Here is an 18,532-nt window from a genome sequence, read left to right as displayed (position 1 = left end):
CTCTAGGCTGCCGCCCGACGGGGCCATGTCACTCGCGACTCGCAGGTCATTCAGGACCTACGGGTCATCACCACTCACAGGGGGGCGGATGTCAGCCACATCCCACCAGCACCACCGCAGACGCCGTACGTACGCCTTCGTCGCGGCCGCCGCAGGACTCGCCACCGTCGGCGCGCTGGCCGCGGCGCTCCCCGCCACGGCGACGCCGGAGAGCTCGGCCAAGGGCGGCCACGGCCAGTTCAGCCGCTACCAGGACGTCCAGCTGCTGTCCTTCAACGACCTGCACGGCAACCTGGAGCCGCCGGCCGGCTCCTCCGGGCGGGTCACGGAGATCCAGCACGACGGCACGACGAAGACCGTGGACGCCGGTGGGGTGGAGTACCTGGCCACCCATCTGCGTCAGGCCCGGGAGGGCGAGAAGTACTCCATCACCGCCGCCGGTGGTGACATGGTGGGCGCCTCCCCGCTCATCTCCGGGCTCTTCCACGACGAGCCCACCATCGAGGCGCTGAACAAGCTCGACCTGGACGTCACCTCAGTCGGCAACCACGAGTTCGACGAGGGCGCCAGGGAACTGGCCCGCCTGCAGAAGGGCGGCTGCCACCCCACGGCCGGCTGCTACGTCGAGGGCGAGGAGTTCGAGGGCGCCGACTTCCCGTACCTCGCCGCGAACGCCCTCGACGAGAAGACCGGCAAGCCGATCCTCAAGCCCTACTGGGTGTGGAAGAAGAAGGACATCAAGGTCGGCTTCATCGGCGTGACCCTGGAGGACACCCCGGGTGTCGTCTCCGCGGACGGCGTGAAGGGCCTGAAGTTCAAGGACGAGGTCGAGACGATCAACAAGTACGCCAAGGTGCTCCAGCGCCAGGGCGTGAAGTCGATCGTCGCCCTGATCCACGAGGGCGGGGCCCCGGCCTCGGCGTCGTACAACTACGACTGTGACGCGCCCGGCGCGGGCGACGGTATCTCCGGCCCGATCGTCGACATCGCCAAGAACATCACGCCGCAGGTCGACGCGCTGGTCACCGGCCACACGCACGCCGCGTACGTCTGCACGATCGACGACCCGGCGGGCAAGCCGCGCATGGTCACGTCGGCCGCCTCCTTCGGCCGCCTCTACACCGACACGACCCTGACGTACGACCGCTTCACCGGCGACATCGCCCGTACGGCCGTGAAGTCGGCGAACCACGTGGTCACCCGGGACGTCCCCAAGGCGCCCGACATGACCAGGCTGATCGACCGCTGGAACACCCTCGCGGCGCCCATCGGCAACCGCGCGATCGGCTACATATCCGGCGACATCGGCAACACCGGGACGGAGTCCCCGATCGGTGACCTGATCGCGGACGCGCAGCTGGCCCACGGCAAGGAGCTGGACCCGGAGACGGACCTGGCGCTGATGAACTCGGGCGGCGTCCGGGCACCGCTGACCTACGCGGCCAAGGGCAGCGAGGGCGACGGTGTGGTGACGTACGCCGAGGGCTTCACGGTGCAGCCGTTCTCCAACACCGTGAACCTCCAGGACTTCACCGGTGAGCAGCTGATCCAGGTGCTCAAGGAGCAGGTGAGCGGCACCAACGCGGCGTCGCCGAAGGTCCTCCAGCCCTCCGCGGGTCTGACGTACACGCTGGACCTGACGAAGTCGGGTGCCGACCGGGTGGTGACGGACTCGATCAAGCTGAACGGCGAGGCGATCAACCCGACGGCCACCTACCGCGTCGCCACCAACAGCTTCCTCGCGGGCGGCGGCGACGGCTTCCCGACGCTGGGCCAGGGCACGAACGACCTGGTCGGCTCGGACGACCTGACCGCGCTGGAGGAGTACCTGACGGCCAACTCCTCGGCCACCAACCCGATCGCGCCGCCTGCGGCGAACCGGATCACGATCGTGAAGTAGTTCAAAGCAGTAGTTGGTGAACCGGCGTGAACTAGATCGCAAACCTCCGGTAGAGGTTGCGGGTGGGGGGTGTGCGCATGGTCGGATGGGCCGATGCGTTCCCCCCACCACATAACGACGCATCCCTATAAAAACCCCTACGAGGAGCTCGGCAGACTGGACGACGGCCCGATGGGCGACGGCCCGCTGGACGAGTTCCTCCACGAGGACATACGGCAGGACGAGCGGCAGGACATACGGCAGGACATACGGGCAGACCCGGATGGCCTACCGGATGAGGCGGAGGCCCAGGACGATCCCTGGGCCCCGCCCAACCACCGCCGTAACGGCCGCCGCCGGCGCCGAGGCCGCTTCTCGGGGCTTCCGCTCGCGATGAAGGCGGTGGTCGGCCTCCTCGTCCTCGCCGCCTTCCTCACCCTCGCCGACCGCTGGGCCCTCCTCTACGCCGAGCGCAGAGCGGCGGACACCCTCAAGGAGCGCCTCGACCTGTCCGCGGCCCCCGAAGTCGAGATCGGCGGCTTCCCCTTCCTCACCCAACTCGCCGACGAGCGACTGGACTCGGTGAAGGTGACCGTCCCCGACGTGGCCGCCGACCGGATCTCGCTCGCCCAGGTCACGGCGACGGCGTCGGACGTACGACTGGACACCGACGGCCCGACCTCGGTGCGCGGCGCCGACGTCCCCCGGCTGGAGGGCGACGTCCTGCTCTCCTTCGCCGACCTGAACCGCGAACTCGGCGCGTCCCAGGTCACGTTCACCGGGGAGGGCCACGATCGCGTCCGGGCACGCGGCACCCTGCCGGTCGCCGGGCACGATCTCAGCCTGCGTGCCGAGGCCCGGATCGTACGGAACGGCGACCGCGGCATCGCCACGCACATCGGCGGAATGCGCCTGGACATCGGCGACCTGGCCACGTACCGCCCCGGCGCCCGCACCTCGGAGGGGCTGCACCTGAGCCGCAAGTCGGCGGCCCGCCTGGCCCACGAGACCCGCAAGGCGAAGGCCCTTCTGTCGATTCCGTCGGTCGTACGGCGACTCGGAGTGCCCGACTCGGTCGTCCGCGAGGCCCTGCGCAACGAGTCCAAGCTGACCGACCTGACCGGCACCCCGCGCTTCGTCCACCAGGCCATGCGGCTCAACCTCATCGACCTGGCCCTCGACCACCCCCGGCTCCTCAAGCTCCTGGGCTTCGACCCCGCCCTCCTCGACGCCCTCCCCCGTCTCACCCGCCCGGTCCTCGCCGACCAGCTGTCCCTGGGTTTCCGCCTCCCGGAACCGCCGAGCGGGCAGGTGCGGTTGCGGGATGTGCGGGTGGAGGAGGACGGGATCAGGGTGCGGCTGGAGGGGACCGGGCTGGCCATCGGCGGGAAATAGGTCCGGCAGATCCTGAGATAAAACCTGTGTGAATTCCCGTTCGGTTCCCGGGGCTCCCTGAAAATCTGTCTCAGGCTCAATTCATCGAGGTCTAAGTCGATTTGGCTTTTCCGGCTTCCGCGTCCCGTAACGTTTTGCATGTCGAAAGCGAACGACGCGAAAGCGAAGACATCGAAGAAGGAGAGTCTCATGAGCTTCCACAAGATTGCCCCGGTGAAGAAGGCCTGCAAGTCCGCCGTCCCCGCCCAGGCGTCGAAGAAGAAGGCCCATAAGAAAGTCACTCCGAAGCGTCGACCCGTGGGCCACCGGAACTGACAAAGAATTCACCCAGGTAAATACAAACAACTCTCAGGAAAGAGAACAGTCATGAGCTTCCACAAGATCGCCCCCGTGCAGAAGAACTGCAGGACCGGCGCCCCGGCCGCCAAGAAGCAGAAGGCCCCCGCCGCGCCGAAGAAGGGCGCGCCGAAGCGCCGCCCTGTCGCGCACAAGGGCTGAGGCCGACGGAAGAGGCGGGGTCACCGGAGCGCTCGGGCTCCGGGGCCCCGCCTCCGTCATGTCCGGGGCGGCGGCGGGCGCGATCACCCTGGACGGCATGCCGCTCACCGACCTGTCCCTGGAGTTCCTGCGCGAGAACGTCGCGCTGCTGCCCCAGGAGACGTTGATCCTCAAGGGCACGGTCCGCGAGAACATCGCGTGCGGCCGGCCGGGCGCGAGCGACGAGGACATCGAGCGGGCGGCGCGTACGGCGGCGGCGCACGACTTCATCGCCGCGCTCCCCGAGGGCTACGACACCCGCATCGCCCCCGGCACGGCGGCCCTGTCCGGCGGCCAGCTGAAGCGGATCACCCTCGCCCGCGCGATGCTGCGCGCCGCACCGGTCCTGGTCCTCGACGAGCCGACGGCCGGCCTCGACTCGGTGGCCGCCCGCCAGGTCGTACAGCCGCTGCGGCGCCTCATGTCCGGCCGTACGACGATCATGATCACCCACGATCTGAGCCTGGCGTCGGACGCGGACCGGGTGCTGGTCGTGGACGGCGGGCGGCTGGTGGAGGCGGGGACGCGCACGGAGCTGGTGGCGCGGGGTGGGATGTACGCGCGGCTGGCGGGGGTGGGGGCGCTGACGGAGGAGACGCTGGTCCTCAGGCTTTGATCGCCGCGGGTCTCACTCCTTCGGGTGAGCTGGGTGAGAAACCGTGCCACCAGCGCTGTGGCGCGCCTATGGTGGTGGCATGGCGGAGAATACGACCATTCAGGTGTCCCGGCAGGCCCGCGACCAGCTCGCCCAGGTCGCCAAGGAGCGGGGCATGACATTGGGGCAGCTGGTCGAGCAGCTGGCCTCGGAGCAGCCCACGGCAGCGCAGATCGCCGAGCGGGTGGCGGCTGACCGGCAAGTTGTGCGTGACGTGATCGGCCTTGACATCAGCGACGAGGAGTTCGAGAAGGCGCCAGACGTATTGGGCAACATCAACCGGATCGCTGCCGAGAAGGTCCGCATGGCCCGTGGGGCGGCGGCCGCGTGATCATTCTCGACACCGGCGCCACCCGTGCCCTCGCCGACGGGCACAAGACGCTGAACCTTCTCGCCGGGAACATGGCCCGCACTCCGGGCGACCTCCTCCGCATTCCCGCCGCCTGCCTCATGCAGGCGGAGTCGCAGGACGCGGAGGCTGCACGGCGGGTGCTCGCCTTCTCCTCGGTCGTCGTCGATCCCCTGGATACGGTGGCGGCGGTCAGCGTCGGCACGATGATCAGGGACGGATACGGCGGTGCCGACACCTGCCACGCCCTGTATTGCGCCTTGCCGCGCGCAGAGTTCGGCGGGATGTCGATCCTGCTCACCGACCGGGAGCAGAACTATCCGCCCGGCGTGGTCACCGTCGACATCGACTCCCCCGGCATGCTCGGCTTCCACTGACGCCGGGCATGCCGGGAACGGTCTGCCCTGGCGGGCGTCAGACGACCCGCCGGACCCGCTGGGTCGTCAGGTCGTAGCGGGCGCCCACGATGGCCAGGGCGCCGGAGGTCACCTTCGCGGCGAGGTCGGGCTCCGCGGCCAGACGGGCGCGGACGGCTCGTACGTTGGCGTCGATGGTCGAGGCGATGCGGGCGTCGCCCTCCTCGGCGCGGTCTATGTTCGGGGCTATCTGGTCGGCTATGTACTGGATGTGGGCCGGCAGCCGCTCGCCGGACTCGTCCGACTCGACCGCGGCCTTCACGGCACCGCACGACTGATGCCCGAGGACCACGACCAGGGGGATGTCCAGTTCGAGCACGCCGTAGGCGACGCTGCCGAGTACGGCCTCGTCCAGGACCTCGCCGGCGGAGCGCACGGTCATCAGGTCACCGAGGCCCTGGTCGAAGACCAGCTCCGGCGGGACGCGGGAGTCGATGCAGCCGAGCACGACGGCGAAAGGGTGCTGCCCCGAGGTCAGGGCCTGCCGCACGGAGGGCGACTCGTCGGGGTGCCGCTCACGGAAGGCGCGCCAGCGCTGGTTGCCCGCGGCGAGCTCACGCAGGGCTTCCGCGGGGGTGCTGGGGCGGCGACGGGTGGTGCTGCCGGTGGGGGAGGCGGAGGCGGATGCCGTGCCGAGTGCGGCGGTGGTACCCAGCGCTGCTGCCCCGGTCAGCCCGGCCCGCAGGAGTGCGCGGCGGGCGAGCGAGGGAAGAGCGAACCGCTTGTGAGCGGCGGTGGCCGGCGTGGCGCCGACGGATCTGTCAGAGTTCACGGACGGGAACGTACGCTCGAAACTCCTAACAAACGTTCACCTTGCTGAATCATGGACGGGTGGGGGGAACTCATGATCGAGCGTTTGGCTGTTCTTGGTGTTCCCCTGCGCTGCCCTTGACCTTCGGCGGTCAACTCATGGGGCGACCCGGGAAGTTGGACGAGGTGTCCCCCCAAGGTCCACTAGACATTCCGGTACTTCCGAACCTTTAAAACCTTTCAAACCTTCCGGGCCTGTCAGGCGGAGGGTGCGCCGGTGAGGATGGCCCTGCGCTGCGGGCGTCCGGCATCAGTCATGGTCGTTCTCCTTGCGATTTCGTGCAGGTGGCGCGCGAAACCGCCCACTTCGGCCGTTGGGCCGATCCGTCGCGACGGGCTGGGGACGAAGGCCGTCCAGCGGCCGGCAAGGGTCGCGGGGTCGCCGGCCTCCGTCCCCACACCGCCCACGCGGACGTCAGGAAGCCGACGGCGTCCAGTCGCCCAGCCAGTCCGCGACCTCCTGCCCGGTGGCCTGGGCGTCGGTCAGCTGCGGGCGGTTGGAGCTCGCGGAACCGGAACCCGGGCCGGTGTTCTTGTACTCGGCGAAGCGGTCGTCCTTCCAGGAGAAGCCGCTCATGTCGGTCCAGGGCGTGGACCTGACCGCCGCGCTGAGGGTCGTGTTGCGGACCGTCGTCTGCGGGTCGAGGGTCGCGTCACCGCCCGCGTGCCAGGGGCGGCCCAGGAAGAAGCTGGACGCGGAGACGTCGCCGGTCACGGCCGAGTTGGCGATCAGGATGCCCTTGCGGTTCGCCGCCGTGCTGGGGGCGGTGACATAGCCGGCCGACGTGCCGTCCCAGCGCTTCTTCAGCGTGATGACCGAGCGGTCGATCACGGCCGACGCCCGGCCGAAGATGAAGTCGACGTTGCCGGTGATGTAGGAGTTCTTGACGTAGACCCGGCCGAGCTTGTCCTTCGCGGCCGTGTCCAGCAGCAGGGTGTCCTGGTCGCCCTCGGTGATGATCCCGTCCAGGAACACCCTGTCGGCGGCGGTGCGCAGGGCCACGGCCTGATGGCCGCTCAGGCTCTGGTTCGCCTTCTCGTCGAAGTCGTTGGAGATGGTCAGGTTGCGGGCCTGGAAGTCGTCGGCCTCGACGGCGACGGTGGCGCTGCCGCCGGTGCCGTAGGTGCCGCCGCCCGGTTTCGGCGTCCCGGCCGCGTTGTTGTAGACGATCACCGTGTCCTTGCGGCTCCCCCCGGTCCCCTGGATGGTGACGTGCGGCTTGTTGGACGGAACCTTGACCAGCTCGCGGTACGTGCCCGGCTTGACCGCGATCACGACCCGGGAGGCGTTGTTCGCAGGTACGGCGTTCACGGCCGCCTGCACGGTCGAGTACTGCCCGCTGCCGTCCTTGGCGACGGTGAGGGTCGTCGCGGCCTTGGTGCTCACGGTGGAGCTGCTGGTCGTACCGATCGAACTACGGGGACCGGCACCGGACTTGAGGAGCGAGGGCACGTTCGCCGCCGAGTCGAGCGTGTACGGGTAGTACGTCTTCGGGTCGAAGGCCGTACCGCCGCTCTCGTTACGGCCACTCGTCCCCGAGAAGACGTTGCCGCGCTGGACGAGCGTCGCGGTGCTGTCCTTGGTGACGGGGTTGTTCATGCCCTGGAAGTAGGAGTTCTCCAGGACCATCTTCGTCTTGCCGCGCGAGTAGTTGCCGTACGACGACTTGATGTTGTTGCCCGCCACGTCCTCCAGGAAGTTGTTGTAGAGGTGCGCGTGGGCCGCGTTGTCGGTGGACGGGTTGCGCTGCTCGGTCTCGCGGAACCAGTTGTGGTGGACCGTGATGTCCGTCTTGACGTTCTCAGTCCAGCCGATGCCGAAGGTCTTGTTGTTCTGGCTGAGCTTGTTCCAGGACACGGTGACGTTCGTGCTGTCCTTGCGGACGTCGATGAGTCCGTCGGCCATGTGCCGCAGATCGTTGTGGTCGATCCACACATGGTGGGCGCCGTCCATCTGGATGGCGTCGAAGTCGTGGTCCTTGTCGTTCCAGACGCCCTGGTACGAGTCGCGGATGGTCAGGTTCCGGATGATCACGTTGTGCACGCCGGACCCGAGGAAGAAGCCACCGCCGACGATGTGCCCGGACGTCCCGGACCCGACGATGGTCTTGTCCGACTGGACCTTGATCTCTTTCCCGACCGGGTTCATGTTGATGACCCCGGCGACGACGATGACGTACGGCTCGGCGGCCGTCGCGTACTTCTCCAGATCGGCCTGGGTCCTGACGGTGACGATCTGTCCGTCCCGGCCACCGTAAGTGCCGTTCTGGCCAAGGGAGTTGACTGACGCGAAGCCGTCGGCGGTGGCGGTGGCCCAGGCGGGGGCGGCGGCGCTCGCGGCGGACGCCGTGCGCTGCGCGTCCTCGCCGAAGAGGCCGAAGTCCGTGCCGTAGGCCATGGTTCCGGCGGCGGTGAGGGCGAGGGGGAGACTCACCGCCAGGGCCGTCTTCCTTCTGCGGTGACGGGTCTTGCTGTGTTGCTCGCTCATGCGGCGATCCGTTCCGTGCGGGGGGATGGTTGCTCCGAAGAGCGGTCGCCGCCCCGCACGGAAAGGTTGCCTACTTGGTGCAGGTGTTGGGGTCGAGCTTCTGCTCGATCTTGTCCTCGCGGCCGTCGGGCTGGCCGTTGGGCAGGAGCTTGTCGGAGACGCCGTCGATGTAGTAGCCGTACGAGTAGATCGTCTTCCAGCTCGCGTCCCGGCCGCGCCAGGTGTGGGCGGTGACGTCGCCGTCACCCTTGTTCCACTGGTAGTCCTCGACGTAGAAGACCGGGTTCACGCGTACCACGCGCTGGTACGGCGTCCAGGTCACGGCCACCTGCCGGCACGGCGGGATGGTCTTCTCGCTGCGGGTCTCGAAGCGGGACTCCTTCTCCCAGCCCCACTCGTAACCGGCGCTGCCGCCCACGCTGCCCGAGAAGATGCTCTTGGCGAGGGAGAGGCTGATGGTGCCCCCGACGCTCTTCTTGGCGAACGTCTTGGTGCCGTAGCTGCTGACGAACGTCTCCTTGTCGTCCGCCGAGCCCCGGTTCCCGATCCACCGGGACGTACGGACCGGCTCGCCCTTGATGGACCAGGTCGAGGCCTCGGCGTAGCCGCACCAGCCGCGGAACAGCTCCCACGGCCCGGCGGGCTTCCACAGCCCGAAGACGTCCCTCAGGTACTCGTCCTGCGTCTTGAACTCGCCGGTGTCGACGTTGAGGGCGCCGTAGACGCCGGTCAGGCTGCCCTCCTGGTTGCAGAGCCGCTCGATCATCAGGTCGGTGTTGCCGGGGTCGACGCCCCGGACGTTCTGAGCACCGCCGGGACCGGCCGCCTGGGCGGAACCGGCGCCCGCCAGCACGCCGGATATGGCGAGGGCGGCGGAGGCGATGCTCAGGGCGCTCTTCTTGAGTGTCGATTTGCGAATGAGTCGCATGGGGGTTGGCTCACTCCTGTGCGCTGTGCACGGCGCCGACTGGTACGGCCGGCACCTGTCTGACAGCCAGGAAGATTGCAGAGAACTCACGAGTAGGGTCGGGATCGGGTGAGGATGACAGGACATCGACAGCTGGGTGGGGGTGTCTGTCGGGTTTTATCGGCTTTGGCCTGTCGGCGCTTCACGTGAGTAACTCCGGTGACCAGTAGGCGAGTTGAGAAAACCGGCGGACGGTACGCGAGCTCGTGACCGCCTGGACATGGGGTGCGAGGCCGCTGCCGTGTGCGTTCGCGATCATGTTCCACGCTCGTGCGGGGGCGCCCGGCCCGGTCCGGGGGGAGGGACGTCGGGCCGGGCGTCGTGCCTACCACTCTCGTGCCCCGCGCGCTTGCTGCGCCTCAGTCGAAAGGCCGGGCTGTGCCTGCTCCCCACCCTTACGCTCGGCCGAACGGCCGACCCTGGGCGGGTGTGCCGGGAGTGAAGGGTGGCCCCGCGTGACCCCCGACCTCAGCGCGGCACTGTGACGCAAGTCGTCCTACAGCGAAGGGGGAGCCAACGACTGCGTCGAGGTCGGCGACGGCCACCCCGGCGTCGTCCCCGTCCGCGACAGCAAGAACCCGGACGGTCGGGTACTCGTCTTCGGCGCGACCCCCTGGGCGTCCTTCCTCGCCGCCCTCAAGAACCAGGCGCCGGAGTCGCGTCGTCGTAGCTAGGACTCCTGCGGCTCCGCGGGCGGCGGCGTCGGCGCCCCCGGCAGCCGTACGGTCGCCACCGTGCCGCCGCCCTCCGCGCGGGCCAGCGTGACCTGGCCGCCCGCCTGCTCGACCGTACGGGCCACGATCGACAGGCCCAGTCCCGAGCCCGGCAGCGCACGCGCGCTCGGGGAGCGCCAGAAGCGGTCGAAGACGTGGGGGAGTTCGTCGGCGGGGATGCCGGGGCCGTGGTCGCGGACGGTGAGGACACCGTCGGTCAGGGCGACCTCGATCGTGCCGCCCTCGGGGCTGAACTTCACCGCGTTGTCGAGGACGTTGACCACCGCGCGCTCCAGCGCCGCCGGTTCCGCCCGCACGTACCAGGGCTGGAGGTCGGCGCTGATCGTCAGCTCCGGGCCGCGCAGCCGTGCCCGGCGCAGGGCCGACTCGACCGTGTCCTCCAGGGAGATCACCTGGACGCGTTCGCCGCGCTGGCCCTCCGAACGGGACAGCTCCTGCAAGTCGCCGATCAGGGAGGCCAGTTCGGTCATCTGCGCCTTCACCGAGGCGAGCAGTGCCTTGCGGTCGGCCTCGGGGATCGGGCGGCCCGTCTCCTCGCTGCGGGTGAGCAGTTCGATGTTGGTGCGCAGGGAGGTGAGGGGGGTGCGCAGTTCGTGGCCGGCGTCGGCGATGAGCTGTTGCTGGAGCTCGTGGGAGCTGGCCAGGGCGGAGGTCATGGAGTTGAAGGAACGGGAGAGCCGGGCCACCTCGTCCTCGGAGTCGTCCTCCACCGGGATGCGGATGTTCAGGTCCTCGGTGCGGGCGACGTGTTCGACGGCCTCGGTGAGTTTGTCGACTGGACGGAGGCCGGCGCGGGCCACGGCGAGGCCGGCGGCTCCGGCGCCGATGACTCCGATGCCGGAGACGAGGAGGAGGACGAGGGCGAGGTCGTTGAGGGTGGACTTGGTGCCCTCCAGCGACACCGCGATGGTGATGGCGACGTAGGTCTGCTCACCTGTGCCGGCGTTCTGGGCGAGCTGCGGCACGGTCATCACGCGCAGCGGCGTACCGTCGTCCGCCGTGCCGTTGCGGATGATGCCCCGGCTGGCCATCCCGTTCTTGATCACGTCCTTGTCGGCCTGGGTGACCTTGACCGCGCCGATGGAGTCCTCGGTGACGCAGGGGGTCCCGTCCGCCTTGACGACCTGCGAGTACAGGTTCCGGAAGGGTTTCGAGCCCTCCGGGGACTGAGTGCAGTTGGTGAGCGCGTTCTGCATCTCTACCCACTGCCCGGGCTTCATCCGCGCCTGCCCCAGGTCGTCGTTCACCTGGTCGTACAGCCGCCCCTGCACGATGAACCAGCAGGTCACCGACACAGCCGCCACCGCGAAGGCCACCGCTGCCGCTACCAGCAGGGCCAGCCGTGAGCGGATCGGCAGCGACCGGTACCGGCGCAGAACCCCTTTCACTCCGCCCCACCCTGCCGCAGCACATACCCCACACCCCGAACCGTGTGCACGAGCCGCGGCTCCCCGCCCGCCTCGGTCTTGCGGCGTAGGTACATGACGTACACGTCCAGCGAGTTCGACGACGGCTCGAAGTCGAAGCCCCACACGGCCTTCAGGATCTGCTCACGGGTCAGCACCTGGCGCGGATGCGCCATGAACATCTCCAGCAGCGTGAACTCCGTACGGGTCAGCTCCACCGGCCGCCCACCCCGCGTGACCTCCCGCGTCGCGAGGTCCATGCGCAGGTCCGCGAAGGTCAGCGCCTCGTCGTCCTCCACCGTGCCCGCACCGGCCGCCGCCGCGTACGAGCTGCGTCGCAGCAGGGCGCGTACCCGGGCGAAGAGTTCGTCCAGTTCGAAGGGCTTGACCAGGTAGTCGTCGGCCCCGGCGTCCAGCCCGGTCACGCGGTCGCCGACCGTGTCACGGGCCGTCAGCATGAGGATCGGCGTCGTGTCGCCGGCGCCGCGGATACGGCGGGCGGCGGTGAGGCCGTCCATGCGGGGCATCTGGATGTCCAGGACCACCAGGTCGGGCCGGTAGGCGGTCGCCTTCTCCAGGGCGTCGGCGCCGTCGACCGCGACCTCGGTGTCGTACCCCTCGAAGGCGAGGCTGCGCTGGAGTGCTTCGCGTACCGCCGGCTCGTCGTCGACGATCAGGATGCGCTGCGGGTCACGGTCGCCATCGGCGGGGCTCATGGGCTCGGGATCCTCGGGGTGCGGTGGGACAGGGGCTGAGCGGCTGAACGCCTTCAGCCTCGCATGCTTCTCGGCTTGCTCAGCCTCGTACGGTACGGCGGCGGGCGCGGGCCGCGGCGGCCCGGCGACCGGCGTTCAGGGGCGCGGTCGCCAGCTCCGGTGCCCGGGACGGGGCCGCGGGCGTGTGCAGGACACCGGCGACCTCCAGGGCGAGGGCGAAGTCGGCCGCACCGACGCCGGTCGCGGTGTGCTCAACCTGCTTGATCATGGCGTACTCCTTCAGCTCGGCGAGTCGGCTCAGAGGGCCGGCTAGTTCTGTGAACCCGACCGCAGCTTCGCCAGGTCGGCCTTGACGGTGTTGATCGGGATGGCGAAGCCGAGGCCCACGCTGCCCGCGTCGGACGAACCCGAGCCGGAGGCCGAGTACATCGCGGAGTTGATGCCGATGATGTTGCCGTTCATGTCGATCAGCGCGCCGCCGGAGTTGCCGGGGTTCAGGGACGCGTCCGTCTGGAGCGCCTTGTACGTCGTCGTCGACGAACCGGTGTCGCCGTTGAACTCCTGACCGCCGAACTCGAACGGCCAGCCGCCGCCGCCCTGCTGCTGTTGCTGCCGGCCCTGGCTCTCGTCCGTCGAGACGGTCACGTCACGGTGGAGCGCGGACACGATGCCGCTGGTGACCGTGCCGGTCAGGCCCTCGGGGGAGCCGATCGCCACGACCTGGTCGCCGACCTGGACGCCGGAGGAGTCGCCGAGGGTGGCCACCGTCAGCCCGGAGGCGTTCCGCAGCTTGATCAGCGCGAGGTCCTTGCTGCTGTCGGTGCCGACGACCTCGGCGGTGTACGTCTTGCCGTCGCTGGTGCTCACCTTGATCGAGGAGGCGCCGGAGACGACGTGGTTGTTGGTGACGATCTCGCCGTCACTGGTGATGATCACGCCGGAGCCGGTGGAGGAGCCGGCGTTCGAGGTCGCGTTGATCTCGACGATGCTCGGGCTGACCGCCTTGGCGACCCCGGAGACCGTGCCCTTCTGGCTGGAGGGGATGACGTTGGTGCTGGTGGAGCTGGTGGTGGCGACGGTGTCGTTGCCGGTCAGCTCCTGTATGCCGTACGCCGTGCCGCCCCCGATCGCGGCGGCGACGATCGCCACGGCGGCGAGCAGGGCGACCGGGCCGCGGGGCCGGCGCCGCGCCTTCGGCGGCTGGGTGACGGGCTCGGTGAGGAGAGCGGTGGGGGCTTCGCCGGCAGTGGCGCCGGTTCCGGTCCCCGCGGGGGCCTGGGCCGTCGGCTCGTACGCCGGCGGGGGCGGCCACTCGGGGTTCACGGGAGAGGAGGCGTGCTGCTGGGCGCCCTGGTACGGGTTCTCGTAATCGCCGCTGCGGCGGAAGCTCTCGGTCATGGAAATGAGCTTGTCGCCCGACCATGAGAGCTTCCTGAGTGCTCCCTGAGAAGCCCGGCAGAAGCTCGTATGCCCGATGTAAAGGCCGTTCTCGCGGCTTGCCGCGGCCTCTCAGACGGGCTTCATAAAGGCCCGCCGGCCCTCAGAGCCGCACTGTGCGGCGGCCCTCACTTGCGGCCGCCCTCACTTGCAGCCGCAGGACCGCCGTACCACCAAGCGCGACGGGAACACCTTCAGGCGCTCACGTCGCGAGCCCGCCACCCGCAGACCGTCGTCGAGGACCAGGTCGACCGCGGCCCGCGCCATCGCCGACCGGTCGGACGCGATCGTCGTCAGCGGCGGATCCGCCAGCGCCGCTTCCTTGATGTCGTCGAAGCCGGCGACCGCGAGCTGCCCCGGCACGTCGATGCGCAGCTCGCGCGCCGCGCGCAGCAGGCCGATCGCCTGGTCGTCGGTAGAGCAGAAGATCGCCGGCGGGCGGTTCGGCCCGGAGAGGATCTCCAGGGCGGCGTGGTAGGCGTCGTAGCGACTGTAGAGGGCCTCGAAGAGCCGGCCCTCGGTGGAGATCCCGGCCTCCTGCATGGCGCGCCGCCAGCCCTCGACGTGGTCGGAGACCGGGTCGCCGACCGCCGGGGTCTCCGCTATGCCGCCCATACAGGCGACGTACTCGTAGCCGTGCTCCAGGAGGTGGCGTACGGCGAGCTGGGCGCCGCCGAGGTCGTCGGTGACGACGGCGACGTCGTCGATGGCCTCGGGCCGCTCGTGCAGCAGGACGACCCGGGCGTCCCATGCCTCGATCTCGGCGGCGGCCAGGTCGTTCATGGCGTGCGAGACGAGGATCAGCCCCGAGACGCGCATCCCGAGGAACGCCCGCAGATAGTGGACCTCGCGCTCGCCGACGTAGTCGGAGTTGCCGACGAGGACCATCTTTCCGCGCTCGGCGGCGGCCCACTCGACCGCGTGTGCCATCTCGCCGAAGAAGGGCTGGCGGGCGTCCGGCACGATCAGGCCTATGAGGTCCGTGCGCCGCGAGGCCATCGCCTGGGCGACCCGGTCGGGCCGGTACCCCAGCTCCTTGATCGCGGCGAGGACACGCTCGCGCGTGGCCGGGGCGACCGGCCGGGGTCCGTTGTTGATGACGTAACTGACGACGGCAGTCGAAGTACCTGCCAGTCGCGCCACGTCATCGCGAGTCACCTTGGCCACGCGCGGAGTCTACGCGGATGGACCCGCTCTGGGCAGGGCGTGAAGGCGCTTCCCTGGCGCCGGGTGGTCACTCCCCTGTGCGAAAGCAATGCCCTCGGCGCCCTGCCCACTCGCCCGCTAGACGTCGGCACGGACCTCGGTGCCGTCCAGGGCGGCCGTCTCGTCCGGATCCGCCGACTTTGCCCGGTCGGCCTTGGCCTTGGCTTCCTCGGCGGCCCGCTCGACCTTCTCGGGCGTAACGAATCGATAACCGACGTTCCGGACGGTCCCGATGAGTGACTCGTGCTCGGGGCCGAGCTTGGCGCGCAGCCGTCGTACGTGCACGTCGACGGTCCGGGTGCCGCCGAAGTAGTCGTAGCCCCAGACCTCCTGGAGCAGCTGCGCGCGCGTGAAGACGCGGCCGGGGTGCTGGGCGAGGTACTTGAGGAGCTCGAACTCCTTGAAGGTGAGGTCGAGGACCCGCCCCTTGAGCTTGGCGCTGTACGTCGCCTCGTCGACCGAGAGGTCGCCGTTGCGGATCTCCATCGGGGAGTCGTCGTTGACGATCTGCTGACGCCCCATCGCGAGCCGCAGCCGCGCCTCGACCTCGGCGGGCCCGGCGGTGTCCAGGAGGACGTCGTCGATGCCCCAGTCGGCGGTGACGGCGGCGAGGCCGCCCTCGGTGACGACGAGAACGAGGGGGCAGCCGGGGCCGGTCGAGCGCAGGAGCTGGCACAGGCTGCGCACCTGTGGGAGGTCGCGGCGGCCGTCGATCAGGATGACGTCGGCACCTGGGGTGTCGACGAGTGCCGGGCCTTCCGCCGGAGCCACGCGCACGTTGTGCAGCAGCAGGCCGAGTGCCGGGAGCACCTCCGTCGACGGCTGGAGGGCGTTGGTCAGGAGCAGCAGAGAACTCATACGTCTGGTTCCTCCTCGGTCCCTGCGAGGACGTGTGCGGTACGGAACTGCTCTGCGATCCCGAAGGCCCCGTACACCTGCGGTTTCCCGCGCCGTATACAACGCTTCCGAAAGCACAAAAGGACCCGGGGGCTACGCTGCCCGAGTCCTCTGCCCAGCAGAATAGCCCACATGAGCAACGGTCCGGCAGGTCATGTGGCACGATCCACGCTTCGTCCGCACTCTGAGACAACCAGACGTACACCTTTGCGGACGTTTCTGCACACGGACGACGGCGTGACGATCGATTCCGTATACGACCTGGGTGCGGTTGTATACGACGCCTCGCGTCCATCTGCCCGTGACTTGGTGTTCGTCGTCGCCCATGGCTTCACCGGCGATGTGGACCGGCCCCATGTGCGACGGGTGGCGCAGGCCCTCACCCGGCACGGGGCCGTCGTCACCTTCTCCTTCCGCGGGCACGGAGCGTCCGGGGGCCGTTCGACGGTCGGGGACCGCGAGGTGCTCGACCTGGCGGCCGCGGTGCGCTGGGCCCGTGAGCTCGGGCACGCGCGCGTGGTGACCGTCGGCTTCTCCATGGGCGGCTCGGTGGTGCTGCGGCATGCGGCGCTGTACCGCGCGGACGGATCGGAGCACGAGGGGCACGAGGGCCACGAGGGGAGCGCGGGGGCGCACTCGGACGCGGTGGTGTCCGTGAGCGCGCCCGCCCGCTGGTACTACCGGGGCACGGCTCCGATGCGGAAGCTCCACTGGCTGGTGACCCGGCCCGAGGGCCGCCTGGTGGGCCGCTACGGCTTCCGTACGCGGATCCACCACCGAGAGTGGGATCCGGTGCCGCTCTCCCCGGTGCAGGCGGTCCCGCGGATCGCACCCACCCCCTTGCTGATCGTGCACGGCGACCGGGACGGCTACTTCCCCCTCGACCACCCCCGCATGCTGGCCCAGGCGGCCGGTGACCACGGTGAACTCTGGCTGGAGCCCGGCATGGGCCACGCCGAGCACGCGGCCGGCGACGCGCTGCTGGCCCGCATCGGGGACTGGGCCGTCGCACAGGGCGGCTAGCCTGACGGGGTACACAGCCGATCGATTGAGGAACCGGAATGCCAAAGGTCACGGTGCGCTACTGGGCCGCCGCGAAGGCCGCGGCCGGGATCGCCGAGGAGCCGCTCGACGCGGCCACGCTCGCCGAGGCGCTCGACGCCGCCCGCGAGCGACACCCCGGTGAACTCGTGCGCGTCCTGCAGCGATGCTCGTTCCTCGTCGACGGTGACCCCGTGGGCACCCGCGAACATGAGACGGTACGGCTGGCCGACGGCGGCACGGTCGAGGTGCTCCCGCCGTTCGCAGGAGGGTGACGATGACCGACCAGCCGTATCAGGGGTACGACGGGTACGACCCGTATCAGCAGCCCGCGCAACACCCCGCCCAACACCCTGCTCACCAGCAGGCCCCGCAGGCGTGGCCCGGGCAGCAGGCTTACGACGAGCAGCAGGCCGCCGCCCAGCAGTACACGCAGCAGTGGCAGGGGCAGACCTGGGAGACGCACGTGCAGCCGCCGGTGGCTCCCGGCTCGGCGGCGGAGACGTCCTATCTGCCGTCGCAGGGTGCGGGTACACCCGGCGTGGGCGCGTACGCGGGGTACGGCGGGCCGCAGGCCCAAGCACAGGCGCAGGCCCAAGCACAGGCGCAGGCCCAAGCACACGCGCAGGCCCGGTCGGCCCACGCACAGGCGCAGGCGCCCCGGCCTCGGTCCGAGCCGGAAAGGGAAGCGGAGTCGGGTGAAGACCCCGGGTACGGTCCCGCGACCGTGGCCGGCAACGCCCGCATCACGGACGCCCAGCGGGCCCGGCTCGAGGGCCGTTCCCCGATCATCGAGCCGGGGATCCAGCCGGCCGGGCTGACGGCGCTGCTGGGGCTGTTGCTCTCGGGCGCGGCGGCGATCGGGTCGTACGCCCTTCTCGTCCCCCTGGTCGCCCTCCAGGCGGTGACGGCGGCGGGCTGGTTCCGGCTGAACGGCATGTGGCCCGCCCGGCAGGGCATCGCGCTGGCCTTCGCGGGGGCGCTGACGGCGGACGTGGCGCTGCTGGCGTCCGGCCGTGCCCCGGCGGCGATCCTCGGCACGCTGGGGGTCTGGGTGCTGCTGACCCTGGTTCTGCAGCTCCGCTCGCACGCCGATCCGGACGAGCGGATGTACGGGTTGATGGCGACGGTGGCCTCGGCGGCGCTGTCGATCATCGCGGGCGGGTATCTCGCGGCCGAGGCGGACGCGGTGAGTGTGGGCGCGGTGGCGGTCGCCGTCGCGGTGCTGGTCCGTGCGCTGCCGTTGCCGACGCCGGTCTCCGTGGTGGTCGCGTTGCTCGCGGCTGCGGGTGCGGGGGGTGTGGTCGGTGCCCTGACCGGGGTGGGGTCCGGTGGGGCGCTGCTCGGGGCGGGGGTCGCGGCGGGTGCGCTGATCGGGCACCGGGTGGCGAGCTACGACTATCCGTCGCGGTTCGTGCACTTCACGGCGGGCGTCGCGCTGCCGTTGGCGGCTGCGGCACCGGCGGTGTACCTGCTGGGACGGGCCTTCGCCTGAGCCCGGCTTTCCTCGCCCCCGCCGCCCCTACCCGTCCCATCCCCAGGGGCTCCGCCCCTTCGACCCCGGGTGTTCTTCGGGTGCGGGCGGGTGCAGGCCGGTGG

Annotated in this window: 18 protein-coding genes and 2 pseudogenes; 11 read left to right on the top strand and 9 right to left on the bottom strand. The window is 70.0% G+C overall.

Annotated elements, in window-relative coordinates; translation table 11 throughout:
* Positions 1-88 precede the first annotated feature (88 nt).
* From ADK36_RS15125 to ADK36_RS15105, 7 genes and pseudogenes are all read left to right on the top strand, one after another.
* Positions 89-1,900 carry a bifunctional metallophosphatase/5'-nucleotidase gene (locus ADK36_RS15125; RefSeq protein ID WP_048585555.1) on the top strand — a complete coding sequence of 604 codons (1,812 nt, stop codon included), beginning with the start codon at positions 89-91 and terminating at the stop codon, positions 1,898-1,900.
* A gap of 93 nt (positions 1,901-1,993) precedes the next feature.
* Positions 1,994-3,274 carry an LmeA family phospholipid-binding protein gene (locus ADK36_RS15120; RefSeq protein ID WP_048585554.1) on the top strand — a complete coding sequence of 427 codons (1,281 nt, stop codon included), beginning with the start codon at positions 1,994-1,996 and terminating at the stop codon, positions 3,272-3,274.
* Positions 3,275-3,463: 189 nt separating this feature from the next.
* Complete coding sequence (locus tag ADK36_RS50975) at positions 3,464-3,589, top strand: hypothetical protein (protein WP_267887409.1); 126 nt, start codon at positions 3,464-3,466, stop codon at positions 3,587-3,589.
* 51 nt (positions 3,590-3,640) lie between these two features.
* Complete coding sequence (locus ADK36_RS50970; RefSeq protein ID WP_267887408.1) at positions 3,641-3,772, top strand: hypothetical protein; 132 nt, start codon at positions 3,641-3,643, stop codon at positions 3,770-3,772.
* A gap of 73 nt (positions 3,773-3,845) precedes the next feature.
* Positions 3,846-4,427: pseudogene (locus tag ADK36_RS15115) on the top strand (ATP-binding cassette domain-containing protein); the annotation flags it as partial.
* A 79-nt stretch (positions 4,428-4,506) separates the two neighbouring features.
* On the top strand, positions 4,507-4,797 hold the full coding sequence (locus ADK36_RS15110) for a hypothetical protein (RefSeq protein WP_053197887.1): 291 nt from the start codon (positions 4,507-4,509) through the stop codon (positions 4,795-4,797).
* Positions 4,794-5,192, top strand: coding sequence for a hypothetical protein (locus ADK36_RS15105; RefSeq protein ID WP_048585551.1), 399 nt, complete (start codon positions 4,794-4,796; stop codon positions 5,190-5,192). Before ADK36_RS15110 ends, ADK36_RS15105 begins: the two co-directional genes overlap by 4 nt.
* A 37-nt stretch (positions 5,193-5,229) precedes the next feature.
* Here the strand turns inward: ADK36_RS15105 and ADK36_RS15100 are convergent, their stop codons facing one another.
* The 3 genes from ADK36_RS15100 to ADK36_RS15090 all read right to left on the bottom strand — a co-directional run bounded on the left by ADK36_RS15100 (position 5,230) and on the right by ADK36_RS15090 (position 9,457).
* The gene (locus ADK36_RS15100) at positions 5,230-6,003 is read right to left on the bottom strand and encodes a carbonic anhydrase (RefSeq protein ID WP_048585550.1); all 774 of its coding nucleotides are present in this window, start codon (positions 6,001-6,003) and stop codon (positions 5,230-5,232) included.
* 453 nt (positions 6,004-6,456) lie between these two features.
* Positions 6,457-8,529 carry a pectinesterase family protein gene (locus ADK36_RS15095; RefSeq protein ID WP_053197885.1) on the bottom strand — a complete coding sequence of 691 codons (2,073 nt, stop codon included), beginning with the start codon at positions 8,527-8,529 and terminating at the stop codon, positions 6,457-6,459.
* A 70-nt stretch (positions 8,530-8,599) separates the two neighbouring features.
* Positions 8,600-9,457, bottom strand: a complete 858-nt coding sequence (locus tag ADK36_RS15090) for a hypothetical protein (protein WP_048585548.1) — start codon at positions 9,455-9,457, stop codon at positions 8,600-8,602.
* Positions 9,458-9,993: 536 nt separating this feature from the next.
* Between ADK36_RS15090 and ADK36_RS50160 the strand changes: the two are divergent.
* Positions 9,994-10,170 (top strand): annotated as a pseudogene (locus tag ADK36_RS50160) (DUF397 domain-containing protein); the annotation flags it as partial.
* Here the strand turns inward: ADK36_RS50160 and ADK36_RS15085 are convergent.
* The 6 genes from ADK36_RS15085 to ADK36_RS15060 all read right to left on the bottom strand — a co-directional run bounded on the left by ADK36_RS15085 (position 10,167) and on the right by ADK36_RS15060 (position 15,853).
* The gene (locus ADK36_RS15085; RefSeq protein ID WP_048585547.1) at positions 10,167-11,618 is read right to left on the bottom strand and encodes a HAMP domain-containing sensor histidine kinase; all 1,452 of its coding nucleotides are present in this window, start codon (positions 11,616-11,618) and stop codon (positions 10,167-10,169) included. The pseudogene ADK36_RS50160 and the gene ADK36_RS15085 sit on opposite strands and share 4 nt — an antisense overlap.
* Positions 11,615-12,352 (bottom strand): response regulator transcription factor, encoded by a 738-nt coding sequence (locus ADK36_RS15080; RefSeq protein ID WP_048585546.1) that lies wholly within the window; start codon positions 12,350-12,352, stop codon positions 11,615-11,617. The genes ADK36_RS15085 and ADK36_RS15080 overlap by 4 nt, the downstream gene beginning before the upstream one ends.
* A 79-nt stretch (positions 12,353-12,431) precedes the next feature.
* Positions 12,432-12,620, bottom strand: coding sequence for a hypothetical protein (locus ADK36_RS15075; RefSeq protein WP_048585545.1), 189 nt, complete (start codon positions 12,618-12,620; stop codon positions 12,432-12,434).
* 41 nt (positions 12,621-12,661) lie between these two features.
* A complete protein-coding gene (locus ADK36_RS15070; protein WP_053197883.1) occupies positions 12,662-13,750 on the bottom strand; it encodes a S1C family serine protease in 1,089 nt (362 codons plus the stop codon).
* Between the two features lie 183 nt (positions 13,751-13,933).
* Positions 13,934-14,956 (bottom strand): LacI family DNA-binding transcriptional regulator, encoded by a 1,023-nt coding sequence (locus ADK36_RS15065; protein ID WP_030052138.1) that lies wholly within the window; start codon positions 14,954-14,956, stop codon positions 13,934-13,936.
* A 117-nt stretch (positions 14,957-15,073) separates the two neighbouring features.
* Complete coding sequence (locus ADK36_RS15060) at positions 15,074-15,853, bottom strand: winged helix-turn-helix transcriptional regulator (protein WP_048585543.1); 780 nt, start codon at positions 15,851-15,853, stop codon at positions 15,074-15,076.
* 171 nt (positions 15,854-16,024) lie between these two features.
* Here ADK36_RS15060 and ADK36_RS15055 point away from each other — a divergent pair, with 171 nt between their 5' ends.
* From ADK36_RS15055 to ADK36_RS15045, 3 genes are read left to right on the top strand one after another with little or no spacing between them, the layout of a single operon-like run.
* Positions 16,025-16,915, top strand: a complete 891-nt coding sequence (locus tag ADK36_RS15055) for an alpha/beta hydrolase (protein ID WP_078916598.1) — start codon at positions 16,025-16,027, stop codon at positions 16,913-16,915.
* 38 nt (positions 16,916-16,953) lie between these two features.
* A complete protein-coding gene (locus ADK36_RS15050) occupies positions 16,954-17,208 on the top strand; it encodes a MoaD/ThiS family protein (protein ID WP_048585541.1) in 255 nt (84 codons plus the stop codon).
* A 2-nt stretch (positions 17,209-17,210) separates the two neighbouring features.
* Positions 17,211-18,428 carry a hypothetical protein gene (locus ADK36_RS15045; RefSeq protein ID WP_053197880.1) on the top strand — a complete coding sequence of 406 codons (1,218 nt, stop codon included), beginning with the start codon at positions 17,211-17,213 and terminating at the stop codon, positions 18,426-18,428.
* Positions 18,429-18,532: the final 104 nt, after the last annotated feature.

The organism is Streptomyces viridochromogenes (assembly GCF_001270495.1).
Lineage (GTDB): Bacteria > Actinomycetota > Actinomycetes > Streptomycetales > Streptomycetaceae > Streptomyces > Streptomyces viridochromogenes_A.
This window is presented reverse-complemented; position numbering and strand designations above follow the sequence as displayed.

Excerpts from the sequence above, each read along its gene's own strand:
- ADK36_RS15125 (WP_048585555.1), top strand. The coding sequence starts at position 89 with ATGTCAGCCACATCCCACCAGCACCACCGCAGACGCCGTACGTACGCC.
- ADK36_RS15120 (WP_048585554.1), top strand. The coding sequence starts at position 1,994 with ATGCGTTCCCCCCACCACATAACGACGCATCCCTATAAAAACCCCTAC.
- ADK36_RS50975 (WP_267887409.1), top strand. The coding sequence starts at position 3,464 with ATGAGCTTCCACAAGATTGCCCCGGTGAAGAAGGCCTGCAAGTCCGCC.
- ADK36_RS50970 (WP_267887408.1), top strand. The coding sequence starts at position 3,641 with ATGAGCTTCCACAAGATCGCCCCCGTGCAGAAGAACTGCAGGACCGGC.
- ADK36_RS15110 (WP_053197887.1), top strand. The coding sequence starts at position 4,507 with ATGGCGGAGAATACGACCATTCAGGTGTCCCGGCAGGCCCGCGACCAG.
- ADK36_RS15095 (WP_053197885.1), bottom strand. The coding sequence starts at position 8,529 with ATGAGCGAGCAACACAGCAAGACCCGTCACCGCAGAAGGAAGACGGCC.
- ADK36_RS15090 (WP_048585548.1), bottom strand. The coding sequence starts at position 9,457 with ATGCGACTCATTCGCAAATCGACACTCAAGAAGAGCGCCCTGAGCATC.
- ADK36_RS15080 (WP_048585546.1), bottom strand. The coding sequence starts at position 12,352 with ATGAGCCCCGCCGATGGCGACCGTGACCCGCAGCGCATCCTGATCGTC.
- ADK36_RS15075 (WP_048585545.1), bottom strand. The coding sequence starts at position 12,620 with ATGATCAAGCAGGTTGAGCACACCGCGACCGGCGTCGGTGCGGCCGAC.
- ADK36_RS15070 (WP_053197883.1), bottom strand. The coding sequence starts at position 13,750 with ATGACCGAGAGCTTCCGCCGCAGCGGCGATTACGAGAACCCGTACCAG.
- ADK36_RS15060 (WP_048585543.1), bottom strand. The coding sequence starts at position 15,853 with ATGAGTTCTCTGCTGCTCCTGACCAACGCCCTCCAGCCGTCGACGGAG.
- ADK36_RS15055 (WP_078916598.1), top strand. The coding sequence starts at position 16,025 with ATGAGCAACGGTCCGGCAGGTCATGTGGCACGATCCACGCTTCGTCCG.
- ADK36_RS15050 (WP_048585541.1), top strand. The coding sequence starts at position 16,954 with ATGCCAAAGGTCACGGTGCGCTACTGGGCCGCCGCGAAGGCCGCGGCC.
- ADK36_RS15045 (WP_053197880.1), top strand. The coding sequence starts at position 17,211 with ATGACCGACCAGCCGTATCAGGGGTACGACGGGTACGACCCGTATCAG.